Origin of the sequence: Neotabrizicola shimadae (genome assembly GCF_019623905.1) — a bacterium.
GTDB lineage: Bacteria > Pseudomonadota > Alphaproteobacteria > Rhodobacterales > Rhodobacteraceae > Neotabrizicola > Neotabrizicola shimadae.
Genome location: NZ_CP069370.1, coordinates 2,705,831 through 2,720,824, shown reverse-complemented (window position 1 = coordinate 2,720,824; position 14,994 = coordinate 2,705,831). Strand labels below are relative to the sequence as shown.

Here is a 14,994-nt window from a genome sequence, read left to right as displayed (position 1 = left end):
CAAGTCTCGCGCCATGGCCGCCCGCATCCCTGACCTGACACCCGAACTTGTCGCCCGCGTCGAGCGCATCGTGCCCGAGGACGGCGGAGACCGCGGCTTCGCCCTCTTGACCGAAGACGACTACGCCGCCGCCGCCGACCGCTTCTTGGCGCAGGCGGGGGACGAGTTCTGGGTCTTTGCCTATGGCTCGCTGATCTGGAACCCCGAGTTCACCCATGTCGAGGCTCGGCCCGCCCTCATCCACGGTTGGCGCCGCAGCTTCTGCATCGGGCTGACCAGTTGGCGCGCCACGCCCGACCAGCCGGGTCTGATGCTGGCGCTGGACCGTGGCGGGTCCTGCCGTGGCATGGCCTTCCGTCTCGCTCCTGCCGATCCCCGCGCCCAGATGATCGCGCTCCTGAAGCGCGAGGCGGTCCATAATGAAGGGCTGGCCACCTTCCGCTGGCTGACCGCCCGCACCGCCGAAGGCCCGGTCACCGCGCTGGCTTTCTACGCCATGCCGGATGGCCATCCCTACCGCGAACACCTGCCCATTCAGGCCCAGGCGCAGCGGCTGGCCCGTGCCGCCGGCCGCATGGGCAGCGGCGCCGCCTACCTGCGCAACACGGTGGAACATCTGGAACAGCTTGGCATCCACGACTGCTACCTGTGGGATCTCCAGCGCCGGGTCGCGGCGGAAATCGCCGCCATGCCGCCGCTCGCCCCTCAGGAATAGCGTTCGACCGTCCCCGCCTGCTCGTCGTTGTAGCGGTCTCCCTGCGCCCAGCCCACCGGCAACAGCCGCTCAATCTCGGCCAGGTCCTCCGCCGTCAGCACCAGGTCATCCGCCCCGCGCCAGTCCAGCACGTTTTCGGCCGTCCGCGTGCCGGGGATCGGGATCACATGCTCCCCCTTGGCCAGCAGCCAGGCCAGCGCCACCGCCGGCACCGACCAGCCGCGCGCATGGACCCAGGCGCGGAACGCCTCCACCCGCGCCCGGTTCGCCGACCAGTCGGGTTCGATGAACCGCGGAATCTCCTTGCGGAACGACCCGGCATCGGGGTCGGCCGGATCGAACACCACCCGCCCGAACACCCCCCGCGCCAGCGGTGAGAAGGGCACGAAGGCCACGCCAAGCCGCGCACATTCCTGCACCAGCCCCAGCTCCGGCTGCCGCGTCCACAGCGAGTATTCGTTCTGCACCGCCCGGCAAGGGTGCACGGCATGGGCGCGCCGCAGCGTATAGGGCGCGATCTCCGACATCCCATAGCCCCCGATCTTGCCTTCCTCCACCAGCCGGCCAAGCGTCCCGGCCACCTCCTCGATGGGCCGGCCCTTCTCGTGGCGGTGGATGTAGAACAGCTCCACCTGCTCCACCCCCAACCGCTTCAGCGAGCCCTCGAGTTCGGCCCGCAGATGCGCCTCCGAGTTGTCCACCCGCCGCTCCGGCGCAGTCACGAAGCTCGCCTTGGTGGCGATCTTCGGACGGTGCTTCCGGGTCCGCAGCCACTCGCTGATCACCGCTTCCGACCGGCCCATGCCATAGATGTTGGCGGTGTCGAGGAAGTCGATGCCCATGTCCCATGCCGCGTCCAGGCAGCGCAGCGACTCCGCATCCGTGGTCGATCCGAACGTGCCGCCAAAGGACAGACACCCAAGGCCGATGGCCGAAACCTCCGGCCCACCGGCCCCGAGTTGGCGTTTCTTCATGCGGTCCTCATGTAGTGCAGCCCCTGGAACCCCGCCCGAAGCGCCGCCGTGCGCGGCGCGACCGAAGCCGGGTCATTGGACCGTAGCCCTTCGGCGATCAGCGCCGCAAGGGCAGGCGCATCCGCGGGCGTCACGCCGCGCCGCACCAGTTCCGGCGTGCCGATGCGCAGACCGTTCATGTCGCCCCCCACCGGGGCAATCGGCAGGCCAATGCCGCAGGCCAGGAACCCGGCCTTGCGCAGGGTTTTCGACGCCGCCTGCCCGCCGCCGAACCCCGCCGCCTCGATGGCAAACTGGTGGCTCTGCGTCGCCCCGCGCCCCGCGCCGAACACCGGCAGGCCAAGCGCCGCCAGCTCCCGCGCCAGCGCCTGCGCCAGCTCCACCATCGCGCGGCCATAGCCCGCGCCAAACTCCCGCCAGTCCAACAGCGTCAGCGCCAGCGCCGCCGACTTGGCCGCATCGAAATTCGCGGTCAGGCCCGGAAAGGCGATATGGTCCAGCCGCTCGGCAATCGCCGCATCGTCGGTCACGATAAGCCCGCCCGCCGGCCCGCCCAGCGACTTGTAGGTGCTCATCGTCATCAGATGGGCCCCCTCGCGCAACGGGTTGGCCCAGACACCGCTCGCGATGATGCCGCACTGGTGCGCCGCATCGAACAGCACCTTCGCCCCCACCTCGTCGGCAATCTCCCGCACGCCCGCCACCGGATGCGGAAACAGGTTCAGGCTGCCGCCCACGGTAATCACCTTCGGCCGGACCTTCAGCGCCAGCTCGCGCAGGCCGGCCAGGTCCAGCGTATAGCCATCCGCATCCACCGGCGCCGGATGCGTCACCAGCCCGTACAGCCCCGCGCAGCCATCGGCATGGTGCGTCACATGCCCGCCCACCGAAGGCGGCGGCGCGATGATCGCATCGCCCGGTTTCGCCAGCGCCATGAAGCCATAAAGGTTCGCCAGCGCCCCCGACCCCACGCGGATCTCGGCATACTTCGCCCCGAACACCTCCGCCGCCAGTTCCGCTGCGATGACCTCGATCTCCTCGATGGCCTCCAGCCCCATCTCGTATTTGTCGCCCGGGTAGCCCAGGCTCGGCCGGCTCCCCAGCCCCCGCGCCAGCGCCGCCTCGGCGCGCGGGTTCATCACATTGGTCGCGGGGTTCAGGTTGAAACACGCGCGGTCGTGGATGTCGCTGTTCCTGACGATCAGCGCCTCGATCCGGTCCGCCACCACGGCGGCAGGCGCGCCGGCGTCGGCGGCCAGCTTCTGGATATAGGTCTCGCAGGGTTCGGGAACCCAGGGGCGGCGGGCAAGATGGGGCATGGCAGATCTCCTTTGCGCCATCTGGGCCCAGGACAGGCTTGCCCGCAAACCAGTTTTCCGAAAATCTAGGCTCAGGAAACCTGACCCATGCCTGTCGCGCCACCCCGCCCGAAAGACCTGCCGCTCAACGCGCTCCGCGCCTTCGAGGCCGCCGCACGTCTGCAAGGCTTCGCCGCCGCCGCCATGGAACTTGGCGTCACCCCCGGCGCCGTCACTGCCCATGTCAAGGCGCTGGAAGACCGCCTCGGCGCCCCCCTCTTCGACCGAACCGCGCGCGGCGTGCACCTCACCCAGCTCGGGGCCACGGTCCTGCCCGCCTTCACCGCCGCCTTCGATGCGTTGGGCCAGGCCCAGCACCAGCTTCGGGCCGAGGCCGCGCCGCGCTCGGTCCATATCGCCACGCTGCCCGCCATCGCCCAGCTCTGGCTTTCCCCGCGCCTGCCGGCACTTCGCGCCGCCATGCCCGAAATCGCCCTCTCGGTCACGGCGATGGAGGCGCCGCCCAACCTGAAACGCGCGCCCTATGACCTCAGCCTCTTTCCCGGCACCGAAGGCCGGGTGATCGCCGAGGACGAGATCTTCCCGGTCTGCGCCCCGTCCCTCGCCGCCCGCATCCACCGCCCCGAAGACCTCGCCCAATTCCCCTGCCTGATCGACAGCGCCTGGTCCGCCGACTGGCCGCTCTGGCTGGAGGCCGCCTTGCCCTGCACGGCCTTCACCCCGCGCGGCCCGGTCTTCTCGCTCTACGCGCTGGCGGTCGAGGAAGCGGCCGGCGGGGCAGGGGTCCTCATGGGCCACGCGCCGCTGGTCGCCGCACATCTGGCGCGCGGCGCGCTGGTCGCGCCCCTGCCGCAGCGCGTGCGCCTGGCCAAATCCATCCGCCTCTGGTCCGCCCGCCCGCTCCGCCCCGGCCAGCCGGCCGACCGCGTGGCACGGGCCTTGGCGGAACCTCAGGGCTGGCCGGTGTAGATCACGATCTTGCCCGTCACCCGCCCGGCTTCCGAAAGGCGCTGCGCCTCCGCCGCATGGTCCAGCCCGAACTCGGCCCCGATCACGGGCCGCACCTGCCCGGCATCCACCATCCCGGCCAGGTCCCGCAGGATCGCCGCATTCGGCCCGATGAACACGAACCCCGCGCGCCGCCCTTCGGCCTTCGCCCGCTCTTCCGACGGCGGCGTGGTGATCGACACCAGCATCCCCCCCGGCTTCAAACCCGCCCAGGCCGGCTCCTGCACCGCAGGACCCACCGTATCGAACACCACGTCCAGCCCATCGGGATGCACCGCCCCCGCCTCGCGCAGGTCCAGCACCTCGTCCGCGCCAAGCGAGCGCACCAGCCCCGCCTTGCCCTTCGACGCGGTGGCAATCACATGCGCCCCCTTCGCCTTGGCCAGTTGCACCGCAATCGAGCCCACGCCGCCCGCCCCGGCATGGATCAGCACCCGCTGCCCGGCCTCCAGCCCCGCCGTGGTGAACAAGGCCTCCCAGGCGGTGATCGACACCAGCGGCAGGCTCGCCGCCTCGACATGGCTGATCGTCGCGGGCTTCGCGGCCAATTCATCGGCCCGCACCACGACAAACTCCGCATAGGTGCCCTGCCGCCGGATGTCGGGCCGCGAATAGACCGCATCGCCGGCCTTCCACTGCGTCACACCCGGCCCCACCGCCGCCACCACGCCCGACACATCCCAGCCCAGCGTCAGCGGCAGGTCATAGGGGATCATCGTCTTCAGGTATCCCTTGCGGATCTTCCAATCCACCGGGTTGACCGAGGCCGCGACGCTCCGCACCAGCACATCCCCCGCGCCGGGCACAGGCATCGGAGCCTCTTCGACGCGGATCTGGTCGGCCTCGCCATAGGCATGAATACGGGCGGCTTTCATCGGCATGTATCCTGTACGTTATCGTTCACTTATAGCCAGAGCCCGCCAGGGCCAAGCCGACTCACGGAGGCGTGAACTGGTGAGGGGGCGTCGAGGTCCACCTGAGGGTGACGGGCGCCCTTAGTGTGACCGCCGGACGTGACCCGAGCGACCGCGTGGAGGCCGCCCGCAACGTGACGGTGCGGGACTAGATCGTGACGGCCCTTTTCGAGCCAGGCCCCAAGGCCAAGCACACGGGTATCGTGGTGCTGTAGGGAGGGCAAAATGCGGCCCAAAGCGGGCCTGAGTGCAACAACACAGCGACTAAACTTTATGGGTAGGCCCATCAAGTAGCCCACTTCTTAGCTGCCTTACCCTTGATCACTTCAAGTTGCCCGGCTGCATACTTCTCAATAACTAGCAGTGTCTCTGTGCAAGCTTGTTTCAAATCATCTGGTAAAGGCTTTTCGTCATAGTAGGTCCCATGACAAAGCGAATTGATCAAGATGCTCTTGACGGTGATCCCATCCTCTGATGCTAGGTGTTGAACGAACGATGTCAGGCTCTCAGACTTGTCTGGTCTGCAAAATCTCCCGACCGCCTCCAATACCGAGCGGACTGCATTGGCTGTTGTGTGGTCTGGATCGCGTCCACTTGCCACTTCATAAATGTCCTTAAGTTGCTCATGGAAGGGAGATACATACTTATTGAGTCGCGAAATCTTATGGACGCCCTTTTCTGAATACAGGGCAAAAGCAGCATCATCTGCGACGACCTTGTTGGTCGCACACACATTGAAGAAGTAGCTGCTGTGCGTCAAAACGAGAAGGTCAGGCCGCCTGTGCGAGCTTCCATTAACAAGGCCAGGATTAAGCGATACCTCGCCTCTATTTGAGATATTGATGTTCTTAAGTGCCTGTGCGATGCAAAAAACAAAATCATAGGACATCGACGTTACTGGGTCGTCGAAAACCAGAAATAGGCGATGATAATCGCCATTAGTTGCAACCTTCCTGTGTACGCACGCCACAAAGTAGCAGAACGAAATAGCGGTCTTCTCACCATCGCTTAGTGTGCGATGTGGCCCGCGCGCCATCTCATGCGCTCCGCGCTTAAGTACAAAGGAATCCTTATCGAAGATGTACTTCTCGCCAAAGAAATCTCTCAATAGAAGCTCGAAGGTATCTGCTACTCGTGCTCGCGCATCCGCAGACGGACTCGACTTCTCTAGTGCCGCTAGCGCTGTCGCCTTATCCCTCTTGTTGTTCCCATGCTTTCTGAGCGCTTCAATGTCTTGCCAATTCGATATTGCGAACTCCTGTGCGAACACGCTACATGCCTCACGCTGTGATTTCTTTCGCTCGTCATCGGATTTGGCAAAAGCTCGAGTGAGGGCTTCAACGTTTCTGTTGTTGCCCTCGATCACCTGATTGAGTGCACCAACTCGCGCATCGAGGCTTTCTTCGGGCAGGGATGCCGCACTCCCCAAGATCTTCGCCTTGCTTTCTATTGCGCTCTTGATCCGAGAGATGGTCTCGGCGGCGCGCTTGATTATGTCCACGCCGTCGGCAAGCGATGTATTCTTCACAGAAGGAAGGTAAACTTTGAGCGAGTTGTATAGAGCCTGCTGGCGGATCAACTTGGTCTTGGCTTCAGACAGCTGACTTTCTTTTCCGTTCAAAACCCCGTAGAATCTGCGCAACTCTAATTTGTGCTTTGCTTCTTCATCGGAAAAGTATTCTACATAAGCATCAATGATAGTTCGAGGGTCTGGCGCAGTGATGCTTTGCGCGCAAAACGGGCAGGAGCTGAGGTGCTCGTGATCAATGATCTCAACGCCAGTTCTGTAGAAATCTCGGTGTGTTTCAATTTTCCGCTTCAGCGATTCGGAGACGCTTGATGGCGATGTAATCCTTTCGAGACTGCTGGCGAGCGCAGTTAAATCAAGGTCGGCAAGATCAATAGGGTTCACAAGTTCTGGATAGTCTGGTTCGGCAGGTATAGACCTGAGTGTGTCAAGGTCCTTCAGGATAGCGGCGAAGGTCTTTTCAGGTTCCTTTGGCTTCTCTAGATATGCACCCAGCAGTCCATCTAGACTCAGTGATGCAAACTCCTTTAGTTGTCTTCTAACTCCCGCTTTGTCAATTAGCTTTGCGCCCTTCTCTCTGTTGAACTCTGCATTGAGGGCACCCAAGGCGCTTTGCTCGGCACTGTCTGCTCTAGCAAGCGCGTCCTGTGCGTCCTTGATCTGGATGTTGGCGCTGTCAACTGCAATCTGGTTTTCTATTTCGCCATTGAGGCTGTACTGTTGCTCTCTCAACTCTTCTTGAACAAAGTCCTCCGAAAACACGTGAAAAATGGTGTTGTTGAGCTGCGCTACGGCTTGATCTGAGATTCTGGCGACGTTCAGTGATCCCATTACGTTCGTGCCGCGGCCAAATGAAAACGCACCTTTTCCATCCGGCGACTCATCTGAAACAAGGTTGAGTGGCGCACTGTCAATGGGAGCGCCCTGGCCATAGATGTCCAGATAGCGGAAGGCTCGGGTCAGGAACGACTTGCCCGTTCCATTGCGGGCAAAAACAAGGTTCTGGGCGTTCTTGGTCAGTTCACCGTTAAGGGAAAATACAGGGCCGAGAAATTCAGCCGCAATTGAGAACGGTTGGTTCGCAGGAGTACTCATGAGGACCTGTGCTGTCTACCAATACATGATCGTAAAAGTTGAGTATTCGCATGGCAGGCCTTCCGGTCAAGTGCCAAGACCGTCCGCTTCCCGCCCATAGGGACGAACACGAAACTGTACCGAGCTATGCCAGAGGACCCACCCCCACCCCAATCCTTAAGTCCAAGTTAATCCGCCCGCATAACCCCTTGATTCCAAACACCCCGACCAGGCGTCCGAGCTCGGACGCCCTTGCGGCCCGGGCCGAGGGTCAGGCGAAGGCCGCCTCCAGCGCGATCTCGACCATGGCCCCGAAACTGGTCTCCCGGTCGCTCGCCGGCAGCGCCTCGTCCCGCAGGATGTGGTCCGAGATGGTCAGCACCGCCAGCGCCCGCCGCTGGTAGCGGGCCGCCAGCGTGTAAAGCTCCGCCGCCTCCATCTCCACGCACAGGCACCCATGCCGCTGGAGCTGCTCGCCCAGATCCGGCCGCTCGTCATAGAAGGTGTCCGACGACAGGATCCCCCCCACATGCGTGGTGATCCCCCGCGCCGCCGCCACCTTCGCCGCCGCCGACAAGAGCCCGAAATCCGCCACCGGGGCAAAATTCACCTCGCGGAAGATCGTCCGCGACGGCGACCCGATGGTGGACGCCGCCTGCGCCAGCACCACGTCCCGCACGTTCACATGATGCTGCAGGGCCCCCGCCGACCCGATCCGGATCAGCGTCTGCGCCCCGTAATCCTTGATCAGCTCGTTGGCATAGATCGACAGCGAGGGCATCCCCATGCCCGACCCGTGGATTGTCACCCGATGCCCCCGCCAGGTGCCGGTGAAGCCCAGCATCCCCCGCACCTCGTTCACCAGCACCGGGTTCTCCAGGTACTTCTGCGCCGCCCACCGCGCCCGGTAGGGGTCGCCCGGCATCAGCACGGTCTCGGCAATCTCGCCCGGTTTCGCCCCGATGTGGAATGTCATGCCATCCTCCCTTTTCCGATATGCTAGGCCAGCCCGCCGCCGCCCGAAAGGTCCCGATGAGGTCACGCATTGCGCGCCTCCGGCGTTTCGGGCAGGCAGGGGCAGATTCAGGAGGAGAACCCCATGACCGATCTCGCCGCCCTCGTCGATGCCATGACGCTGGAAGAACAGGTCTCGCTCCTTTCGGGCGCCGATTTCTGGTCCGTCCCCGCCATCCCCCGCCTCGGCATCGGCCGCCTCATCGTCTCCGACGGCCCGAACGGCGCCCGCGGCGGCGGCGGGCTGATCGGCGGCGTCACCGCCGCGGCCTTCCCCGTGGGCATCGCGCTCGGCGCCACCTGGAACCCCGACCTGATGCGCCAGATCGGCGTGGCCCTCGCGCACGAGACCCGCTCCAAGGGCGCCCATGCCCTGCTCGCCCCCACCGTGAACATCCAGCGCTCCGTCACCAACGGCCGCAACTTCGAATGTTTCTCCGAAGACCCGGTGCTCTCCGCCGAACTCGCCGTCGCCTACATCGACGGCCTCCAGTCGCAGGGCGTCTCGGCCACGATGAAGCACTTCGCCGGCAACGAATCCGAGATCGAACGCACCACGATGTCCTCCGACATCGACGAACGCAGCTTGCGCGAAATCTACCTCCTGCCCTTCGAGGCCGCGGTGAAGCGCGCGAAGGTCTGGGCGCTCATGTCCAGCTACAACAAGGTCAACGGCACCTATGCCGCCGAAAACCACTGGCTGCTGACCAGGGTGCTGCGCCAGGACTGGGGCTATGACGGCATCGTCATGTCCGACTGGTTCGGGTCCCGCTCCTGCGAGCCCACGGTCAACGCCGGGCTCAACCTCGAAATGCCGGGCCCGCCCCGCGACCGGGGCGCAAAGCTCGTCGCCGCCGTGGAACAGGGCCTCGTCCCCCGCGAACAGGTCCGCACCCTCGCGCTCGACATGCTGCGGATGATGGAGCGTTCAGGCGCGCTGCACGACCAGACCCCCCACCTGGAAACAGCCGACGACCGCCCCGAAACCCGCGCCCTGATCCGCCGCGCCGGGGCCGAAGGCGCGGTGCTCCTCAAGAACGACGGCCTCCTGCCGCTGGCCAGGACAGGCACCCTCGCCGTCATCGGCCCGAACGCCCGCGTCGCGCAGATCATGGGCGGCGGTTCCTCCCAGCTGAACCCGCACTACCGCGTGACGCCGTGGCAGGGCCTCGCCGCAGCCCTCGGCGAAGACGCCCTCACCTTCGCCCCCGGCTGCACCAACCACCGGTGGGAGCCTCTGTTGACCGGCCCCTTCACCGTCTCCTTCCACCGTGGCCGCAACCTCCAGGGCCCCGTGGTCCATACCGAGACGATGACCAACCTCGAATCCTTCTGGATTCCCCCGGTCGCCGGCGGCGCGGTCGATGCCGCCGACTGGTCGGCCCGCATCACCGGTCACTTCACCCCCGAAGCCTCGGGCCTGCACCGCGTGGGCGTCATCGCCGCCGGCCATGCCCGCGTGAAGATCGACGGCAAGATCATCGCCAACGCCTGGGAGGGCTGGACCAAGGGCCGCACCTATTTCGAGGAAGGCAATGACGAGGTGGTGGGCGAAGTCACCCTCACCGCCGGCCAGCCCTGCCAGGTCGAGGTCGAATTCTGCGTGAAGCCGGCCGAGAACCTCGCCTTCTCCGCGCTGCGCGTCGGCATCGGCCGCCCGATGGGCGAGACCGAGATCGCCGAGGCCGCCCGTGTCGCGGCAGGGGCCGACCGCGCCGTCCTTTTCGTCGGTCGTTCGGGCGAATGGGATACGGAAGGATCGGATCTCACCGATATCCGCCTGCCCGGCCGGCAGGATGACCTCGTCGCCGCCGTGCTGAAGGCCAACCCGAATACCGTCGTCGTCCTGCAAACCGGCGGCCCGGTGGAAATGCCCTGGATCGGCCAGGCCCGCGCCGTGCTGCAAGCCTGGTATCCCGGCCAGGAATGTGGAAACGCCATCGCCGATGTGCTGTTCGGCGATGCCGAACCCGGCGGGCGTCTGGCGCAGACCTTCCCGGTCCGCTGGCAGGACAACCCCACCCACAGCCAGGACCCGCTGGTATATCCCGGCCTCGACGGCCATGTGCGCTATGACGAAGGCCTGTTCATCGGCTACCGCCATTACGACCGGCAGAACATCCTGCCGCTCTTCCCCTTCGGCCACGGCCTCGGCTACACGACCTTTGCAATGTCAGACCTCACCGCCTCGGCCCCCGATGCGTCAGGCGCTGTCACCGCCCGCCTCACCGTCACCAACACCGGCGCCCGCGCCGGCAGCACGGTGGTCCAGCTTTACCTCCGCCCGGCAAAGGCCCCGGTGGACCGACCCGACCGCGAGCTGAAGGCGTTTGCGAAGCTCCATCTCGCCGCCGGCGAGGCGCGCGAGGTCACGCTGACCCTGCCGCCCCGCGCCTTCGCCTACTACGACGTGGCGCAGGGCGACTGGGCAATTGCACCGGGCGCCTATACGCTGGCGGCGGGCTTCTCTTCCGCCGACCTGGCCCTGACCGCCAGCGTCACGCAACAGGCGCGGCGCTTGGCCGTGGGCGGCATGGTCTAGACCTCACTCCGGAAACCGGCGGGCGTAATCCTCCTTCAGCGCCCGCCAGCGGTCCCAGAAGCTGCCGAAAGGCGCGCCGGCCAGCCGTGCCGCCAGCACGTCCAAATGCGCGTGCCAGCCGGCGCTCACGCTCAACAGGCCCGACCGTCCTGACAGGCGGCGGTGCGTCACGGTCAGGATCACGCCGTCCCCGTCCGGCATCAGGTCAAAGGTCACTTCCCCGGTCTCGAACCAGGAAAACACCAGCTTCCGGGGCGGCTCCACCAGAAGAATGCGGCTGTCCATCCGGTGTTCCTCGCCGAAATCCGCCGGGCGCTGCCCCATGTCATCGACCAGCCGGTCGTTCTGCCAGACCAGTTCGAAGGGCGCGCCCACCGTCAGATCCATCACGCCCGAGGCCAGCCACAGCTTGCGTAGCTCGCTGTCGGTCAGATAGGCCCAGACCCTCTCGATGCTGCCCGGCAAGCGGCGCTCGATGCGGAAGGTGGTCGGCTCGATCAGCGCGCCCGGCGCGCCGAATTCGGCAAGTGTCGTCATGTCGTCTCTCCCGTGTCTGGGGTGGGCAGGGCAGGGGCCGCCGCCGGGGATTCGGCGCGCAGCAGGGCTTCCAGCACATCCAGGCGCTCGCCCCAGAACTGCCGGTAGAAGGCCAGCCAGTCATGCGCCGCCGCCAGCGGCGCCGCATTCAGCCGGCACATATGGGTGCGCCAGCGCACCTCGCGCCGGATCAGCCCGGCGCTTTCCAGCACCTTCACATGGCGCGAGGCCGCCGCCAGCGACATGGCATGGGGCCGCGCCAGGTCGGTAACGCTTTGCTCTCCCCCCGCCAGCTGCCGCAACATCGCCCGCCGCGTCGGATCGCCAAGCGCCTGGAACAGCACGTCGAGTTGGGTGTGATTTGATTCAACCATGATGTTGAACGATACGCGAAACCGCGCATCATTCAACAGATTCGTTTAGCGATTGGCCGGACCCAGGCGCAGGGGCAAACCCCACCCTTCTTCCGTTCAAAAATGTCCCACGGGGGGAGGCCCCGGCCCTCGCCGGGGCCGTGGGGGGCGTGAAGCCCCCCGAACACCGTCCGACCCAAGCCCCCCGGCATCAACGGATGCGCGAGAGGGGGGCTGGGGGGCAGTCCCCGCGCCCTCTTCACAGCTCAGGCAGGAAGCGCCAGCGCTTCAAAGGCCGCGCGGTTGCGGCAGAAATCGCAGTCGGCCGGATGCGCCTCAGACCCCTTTGCCAGCTGATGCGCGCAGGCCTCCCGGTCGGTGCAACCGCCGCAGACCTCCAGCAATTCGACCCATTGCGCGTGGCTGGCCTTCACCTCGTCCGCGGACAGGCCAAAGACCGCAGCCATGTGGGCCACGCGGTCCTCCACATCCCTCGGCATCCGGACGAAATGCGCCAGCTGGTCGCGAGTCAGCCCAAGGTCAGAAATGTCGCGGTCGGACAGGGCCTCGACCTCGCGGATCTCGTGCCAGCGTTCCAGAAGTGTCTTGATGCGGTCGAACATGGGAACCCCCGTGTCATGAACGCAAGGTCCATGCCACGCCCAGGGGCCTGCCGCCTTGATCTGGCGCAAGCCCGGCCTCGGGGCGACCCTCGGACAATCCTTAAGTCCAAGTTAATCCGGGCGCGCAAACTATTGATATTGCTGGATCGGAAGGGGCGTCCGAGCTCGGACGCCTCACTCCGCCGCCACGGCCTGACGGTCCACCAGGGCCACGATATCCATCATGATCCGGTTCAGCTCGAAATCCTTGGGCGTATAGACCGCCGCCACCCCCATCGCCCGCAGCCGCACCGCATCGGCCTCGGGAATGATCCCCCCCACGACCACCGGCACCTGCCCCAGCCCCGCCGCCCGCATCCGGTCCATCACCTCGGCAATCAGCGGCAGGTGGCTGCCGGACAGGATCGACAGGCCCACCACATGCGCCCTCTCTTCCCCCGCCGCCGCCACGATCTCCCCCGGCGTCAGCCGGATCCCCTCGTAGCTGATGTCCATCCCGCAGTCCCGCGCCCGCGCGGCGATCTGCTCGGCCCCGTTGGAATGGCCATCCAGCCCCGGCTTGCCCACCAGGAACTTCAGCCGCCGCCCGAGGCGCGAGGAGACCGCATCCACCGCCTCGCGGATCGGCTCCAGCCCCTCGGTCCGGTTGGACGGGTTCCTGGAAACCCCCGTCGGCCCCCGGTACTGCCCGAAGGCCGCCCGCACCACGTCGCCCCATTCCCCTGTGGTCGCCCCCGCCTTCGCTGCCGCGACCGAGGGCGGCATGATGTTGGCCCCCGTGGCCGCCGCCTGCCGCAAGGCCTCCAGCGCGGCCCGGACCCTTGCCTCGTCGCGCCCCGCCCGCCAGGCCTGCAGCCGGGCGATCTGGTCCGCCTCGGCCGCCGCATCCACCGTCATGATCGCCCCCTCGCCCGTGGTCAGCGGCGACGGCTCGGTCGTGGTGAAGCGGTTGACCCCCACCACCACGGTCTCACCCGCCTCGACCCGCGCCAGCCGATCGGCATTGGCCTCGACCAGCCGGCCCTTCATGTATTCGATGGCCGCAACCGCCCCGCCCATGGCGTCGATCTGGCGCAGCTCGGCCCGCGCGCCCTCTTTCAGCGCCTCGACCTTGCGGTCCACCGCCGGGTTGCCGTCGAAGAGGTCGTCGTATTCCAGAAGGTCGGTCTCATAGGCCAGGATCTGCTGCATCCTCAGCGACCACTGCTGGTCCCAGGGCCGCGGCAGGCCAAGCGCCTCGTTCCAGGCCGGCAGCTGGACCGCCCGCGCCCGCGCCTTCTTGGACAGCGTGACCGCCAGCATCTCCAGAAGGATCCGGTAGACGTTGTTCTCCGGCTGCGGCTCTGTCAGGCCAAGCGAATTGACCTGCACCCCATACCGGAACCGCCGCGCCTTGGCGTCCGCGATGGCATAGCGGTCGCGCAGGATCTCGTCCCAAAGGTCCACAAAGGCCCGCATCTTGCACATCTCGGTCACGAACCGGATGCCCGCGTTCACGAAGAACGAGATGCGCCCGACCATTGCCGGGAACTCGGCCTCCGGCACCTTGGGCCGCAGGTCGTCCAGCACCGCAACGGCGGTCGCCAGCGCGAAGGCGAGCTCCTGTTCGGGCGTCGCGCCGGCCTCTTGCAGGTGATACGAGCAGACGTTCATCGGATTCCACTTGGGCAGGTGGACCCCGGTCCATGCGGCGACATCGGTGATCATGCGCAGCGAGGGCTTGGGCGGGCAGATATAGGTCCCGCGCGAGAGGTATTCCTTGATGATGTCGTTCTGCACGGTGCCCTGCAGCTTTGACACATCGGCCCCCTGTTCCTCGGCCACCGCGACATACAGCGCCAGCAGCCAGGGTGCCGTGGCGTTGATGGTCATCGAGGTATTCATCTGCTCCAGCGGGATCGAGTCGAACAGCGCCCGCATGTCGCCCAGATGGCTGACCGGCACGCCGACCTTGCCGACCTCGCCCCGCGCCAGTTCGTGATCGCTGTCGTAGCCGGTCTGGGTGGGCAGGTCGAAGGCCACCGACAGCCCGGTCTGCCCCTTGGACAGGTTGGTGCGGTAGAGCGCGTTGGAAGCTGCGGCGGTGGAATGGCCTGCATAGGTGCGGAACAGCCAGGGCGCGTCCTTGGGGGCGGTCATGCGGGGCCTCGTTCGATTCGGGTAGGTAATTTTATTGCGTTGACTGGCTTATCCGCGAAAGCAAATGCCAAGTCAATTCGCCGCGGTGCGGCGAAGGGCGCGCGCTTGCAGCAGCTGATCGGCGACCCGCGCCCCGGAAGCGCGGCGCTGTCGGTAGGCTGGCACGGCGCAGAAACTGGTTTGAAATCCACACGATGACAAATGCATTCATCATTTTGAGACGGATTGATTGCTTGGTCAAACCTCGTAGAGTG

General features: G+C 65.9%; 12 protein-coding genes. 3 read left to right on the top strand and 9 right to left on the bottom strand.

All coding sequences use genetic code 11. The features are described from left to right. Positions 1-13 precede the first annotated feature (13 nt). On the top strand, positions 14-715 hold the full coding sequence (locus JO391_RS13235) for a gamma-glutamylcyclotransferase (RefSeq protein ID WP_220660947.1): 702 nt from the start codon (positions 14-16) through the stop codon (positions 713-715). Here the strand turns inward: JO391_RS13235 and JO391_RS13230 are convergent. Both JO391_RS13230 and glyA read right to left on the bottom strand, forming a co-directional pair. Continuing rightward, on the bottom strand, positions 706-1,689 hold the full coding sequence (locus JO391_RS13230) for an aldo/keto reductase (RefSeq protein ID WP_220660946.1): 984 nt from the start codon (positions 1,687-1,689) through the stop codon (positions 706-708). The genes JO391_RS13235 and JO391_RS13230 overlap by 10 nt on opposite strands. After that, positions 1,686-3,008, bottom strand: coding sequence for a serine hydroxymethyltransferase (gene glyA, locus JO391_RS13225; protein ID WP_220660945.1), 1,323 nt, complete (start codon positions 3,006-3,008; stop codon positions 1,686-1,688). The genes JO391_RS13230 and glyA overlap by 4 nt, the downstream gene beginning before the upstream one ends. An 87-nt stretch (positions 3,009-3,095) precedes the next feature. Between glyA and JO391_RS13220 the strand changes: the two genes are divergently transcribed. Continuing rightward, positions 3,096-3,977, top strand: a complete 882-nt coding sequence (locus JO391_RS13220) for a LysR family transcriptional regulator (RefSeq protein ID WP_220660944.1) — start codon at positions 3,096-3,098, stop codon at positions 3,975-3,977. On the opposite strand, the gene JO391_RS13215 is transcribed toward JO391_RS13220, so the two are convergent. The 3 genes from JO391_RS13215 to deoD all read right to left on the bottom strand — a co-directional run bounded on the left by JO391_RS13215 (position 3,959) and on the right by deoD (position 8,508). Then, positions 3,959-4,891, bottom strand: coding sequence for an NADP-dependent oxidoreductase (locus JO391_RS13215; protein WP_220660943.1), 933 nt, complete (start codon positions 4,889-4,891; stop codon positions 3,959-3,961). The genes JO391_RS13220 and JO391_RS13215 overlap by 19 nt on opposite strands. Before the next feature lie 325 nt (positions 4,892-5,216). Next, complete coding sequence (locus JO391_RS13210; protein WP_220660942.1) at positions 5,217-7,553, bottom strand: AAA family ATPase; 2,337 nt, start codon at positions 7,551-7,553, stop codon at positions 5,217-5,219. Between the two features lie 250 nt (positions 7,554-7,803). Beyond that, positions 7,804-8,508 carry a purine-nucleoside phosphorylase gene (deoD, locus tag JO391_RS13205; protein WP_220660941.1) on the bottom strand — a complete coding sequence of 235 codons (705 nt, stop codon included), beginning with the start codon at positions 8,506-8,508 and terminating at the stop codon, positions 7,804-7,806. A 123-nt stretch (positions 8,509-8,631) separates the two neighbouring features. On the opposite strand from deoD, the gene JO391_RS13200 reads away from it, so the two are divergent. Further along, complete coding sequence (locus JO391_RS13200; RefSeq protein ID WP_220660940.1) at positions 8,632-11,088, top strand: beta-glucosidase; 2,457 nt, start codon at positions 8,632-8,634, stop codon at positions 11,086-11,088. A 3-nt stretch (positions 11,089-11,091) separates the two neighbouring features. On the opposite strand, the gene JO391_RS13195 is transcribed toward JO391_RS13200, so the two are convergent. From JO391_RS13195 to JO391_RS13180, 4 genes are all read right to left on the bottom strand, one after another. Then, positions 11,092-11,625, bottom strand: a complete 534-nt coding sequence (locus tag JO391_RS13195) for an SRPBCC family protein (RefSeq protein WP_220660939.1) — start codon at positions 11,623-11,625, stop codon at positions 11,092-11,094. Beyond that, positions 11,622-11,999: an ArsR/SmtB family transcription factor gene (locus tag JO391_RS13190; RefSeq protein ID WP_220660938.1), complete on the bottom strand. Its 378-nt coding sequence runs from the start codon at positions 11,997-11,999 to the stop codon at positions 11,622-11,624. The genes JO391_RS13195 and JO391_RS13190 overlap by 4 nt, the downstream gene beginning before the upstream one ends. A 245-nt stretch (positions 12,000-12,244) precedes the next feature. Further along, complete coding sequence (locus JO391_RS13185; RefSeq protein WP_220660937.1) at positions 12,245-12,601, bottom strand: DUF6455 family protein; 357 nt, start codon at positions 12,599-12,601, stop codon at positions 12,245-12,247. 174 nt (positions 12,602-12,775) lie between these two features. Beyond that, complete coding sequence (locus JO391_RS13180; RefSeq protein WP_220660936.1) at positions 12,776-14,740, bottom strand: ethylmalonyl-CoA mutase; 1,965 nt, start codon at positions 14,738-14,740, stop codon at positions 12,776-12,778. Positions 14,741-14,994 lie beyond the last annotated feature (254 nt).

Bases quoted from the DNA above. Each gene is read 5' to 3' on its own strand.
- JO391_RS13210 (WP_220660942.1), bottom strand. From the start codon at position 7,553: ATGAGTACTCCTGCGAACCAACCGTTCTCAATTGCGGCTGAATTTCTC.
- JO391_RS13200 (WP_220660940.1), top strand. From the start codon at position 8,632: ATGACCGATCTCGCCGCCCTCGTCGATGCCATGACGCTGGAAGAACAG.
- JO391_RS13185 (WP_220660937.1), bottom strand. From the start codon at position 12,601: ATGTTCGACCGCATCAAGACACTTCTGGAACGCTGGCACGAGATCCGC.
- glyA (WP_220660945.1), bottom strand. From the start codon at position 3,008: ATGCCCCATCTTGCCCGCCGCCCCTGGGTTCCCGAACCCTGCGAGACC.
- JO391_RS13215 (WP_220660943.1), bottom strand. From the start codon at position 4,891: ATGAAAGCCGCCCGTATTCATGCCTATGGCGAGGCCGACCAGATCCGC.
- JO391_RS13220 (WP_220660944.1), top strand. From the start codon at position 3,096: ATGCCTGTCGCGCCACCCCGCCCGAAAGACCTGCCGCTCAACGCGCTC.
- deoD (WP_220660941.1), bottom strand. From the start codon at position 8,508: ATGACATTCCACATCGGGGCGAAACCGGGCGAGATTGCCGAGACCGTG.
- JO391_RS13180 (WP_220660936.1), bottom strand. From the start codon at position 14,740: ATGACCGCCCCCAAGGACGCGCCCTGGCTGTTCCGCACCTATGCAGGC.
- JO391_RS13195 (WP_220660939.1), bottom strand. From the start codon at position 11,625: ATGACGACACTTGCCGAATTCGGCGCGCCGGGCGCGCTGATCGAGCCG.
- JO391_RS13190 (WP_220660938.1), bottom strand. From the start codon at position 11,999: ATGGTTGAATCAAATCACACCCAACTCGACGTGCTGTTCCAGGCGCTT.
- JO391_RS13230 (WP_220660946.1), bottom strand. From the start codon at position 1,689: ATGAAGAAACGCCAACTCGGGGCCGGTGGGCCGGAGGTTTCGGCCATC.
- JO391_RS13235 (WP_220660947.1), top strand. From the start codon at position 14: ATGGCCGCCCGCATCCCTGACCTGACACCCGAACTTGTCGCCCGCGTC.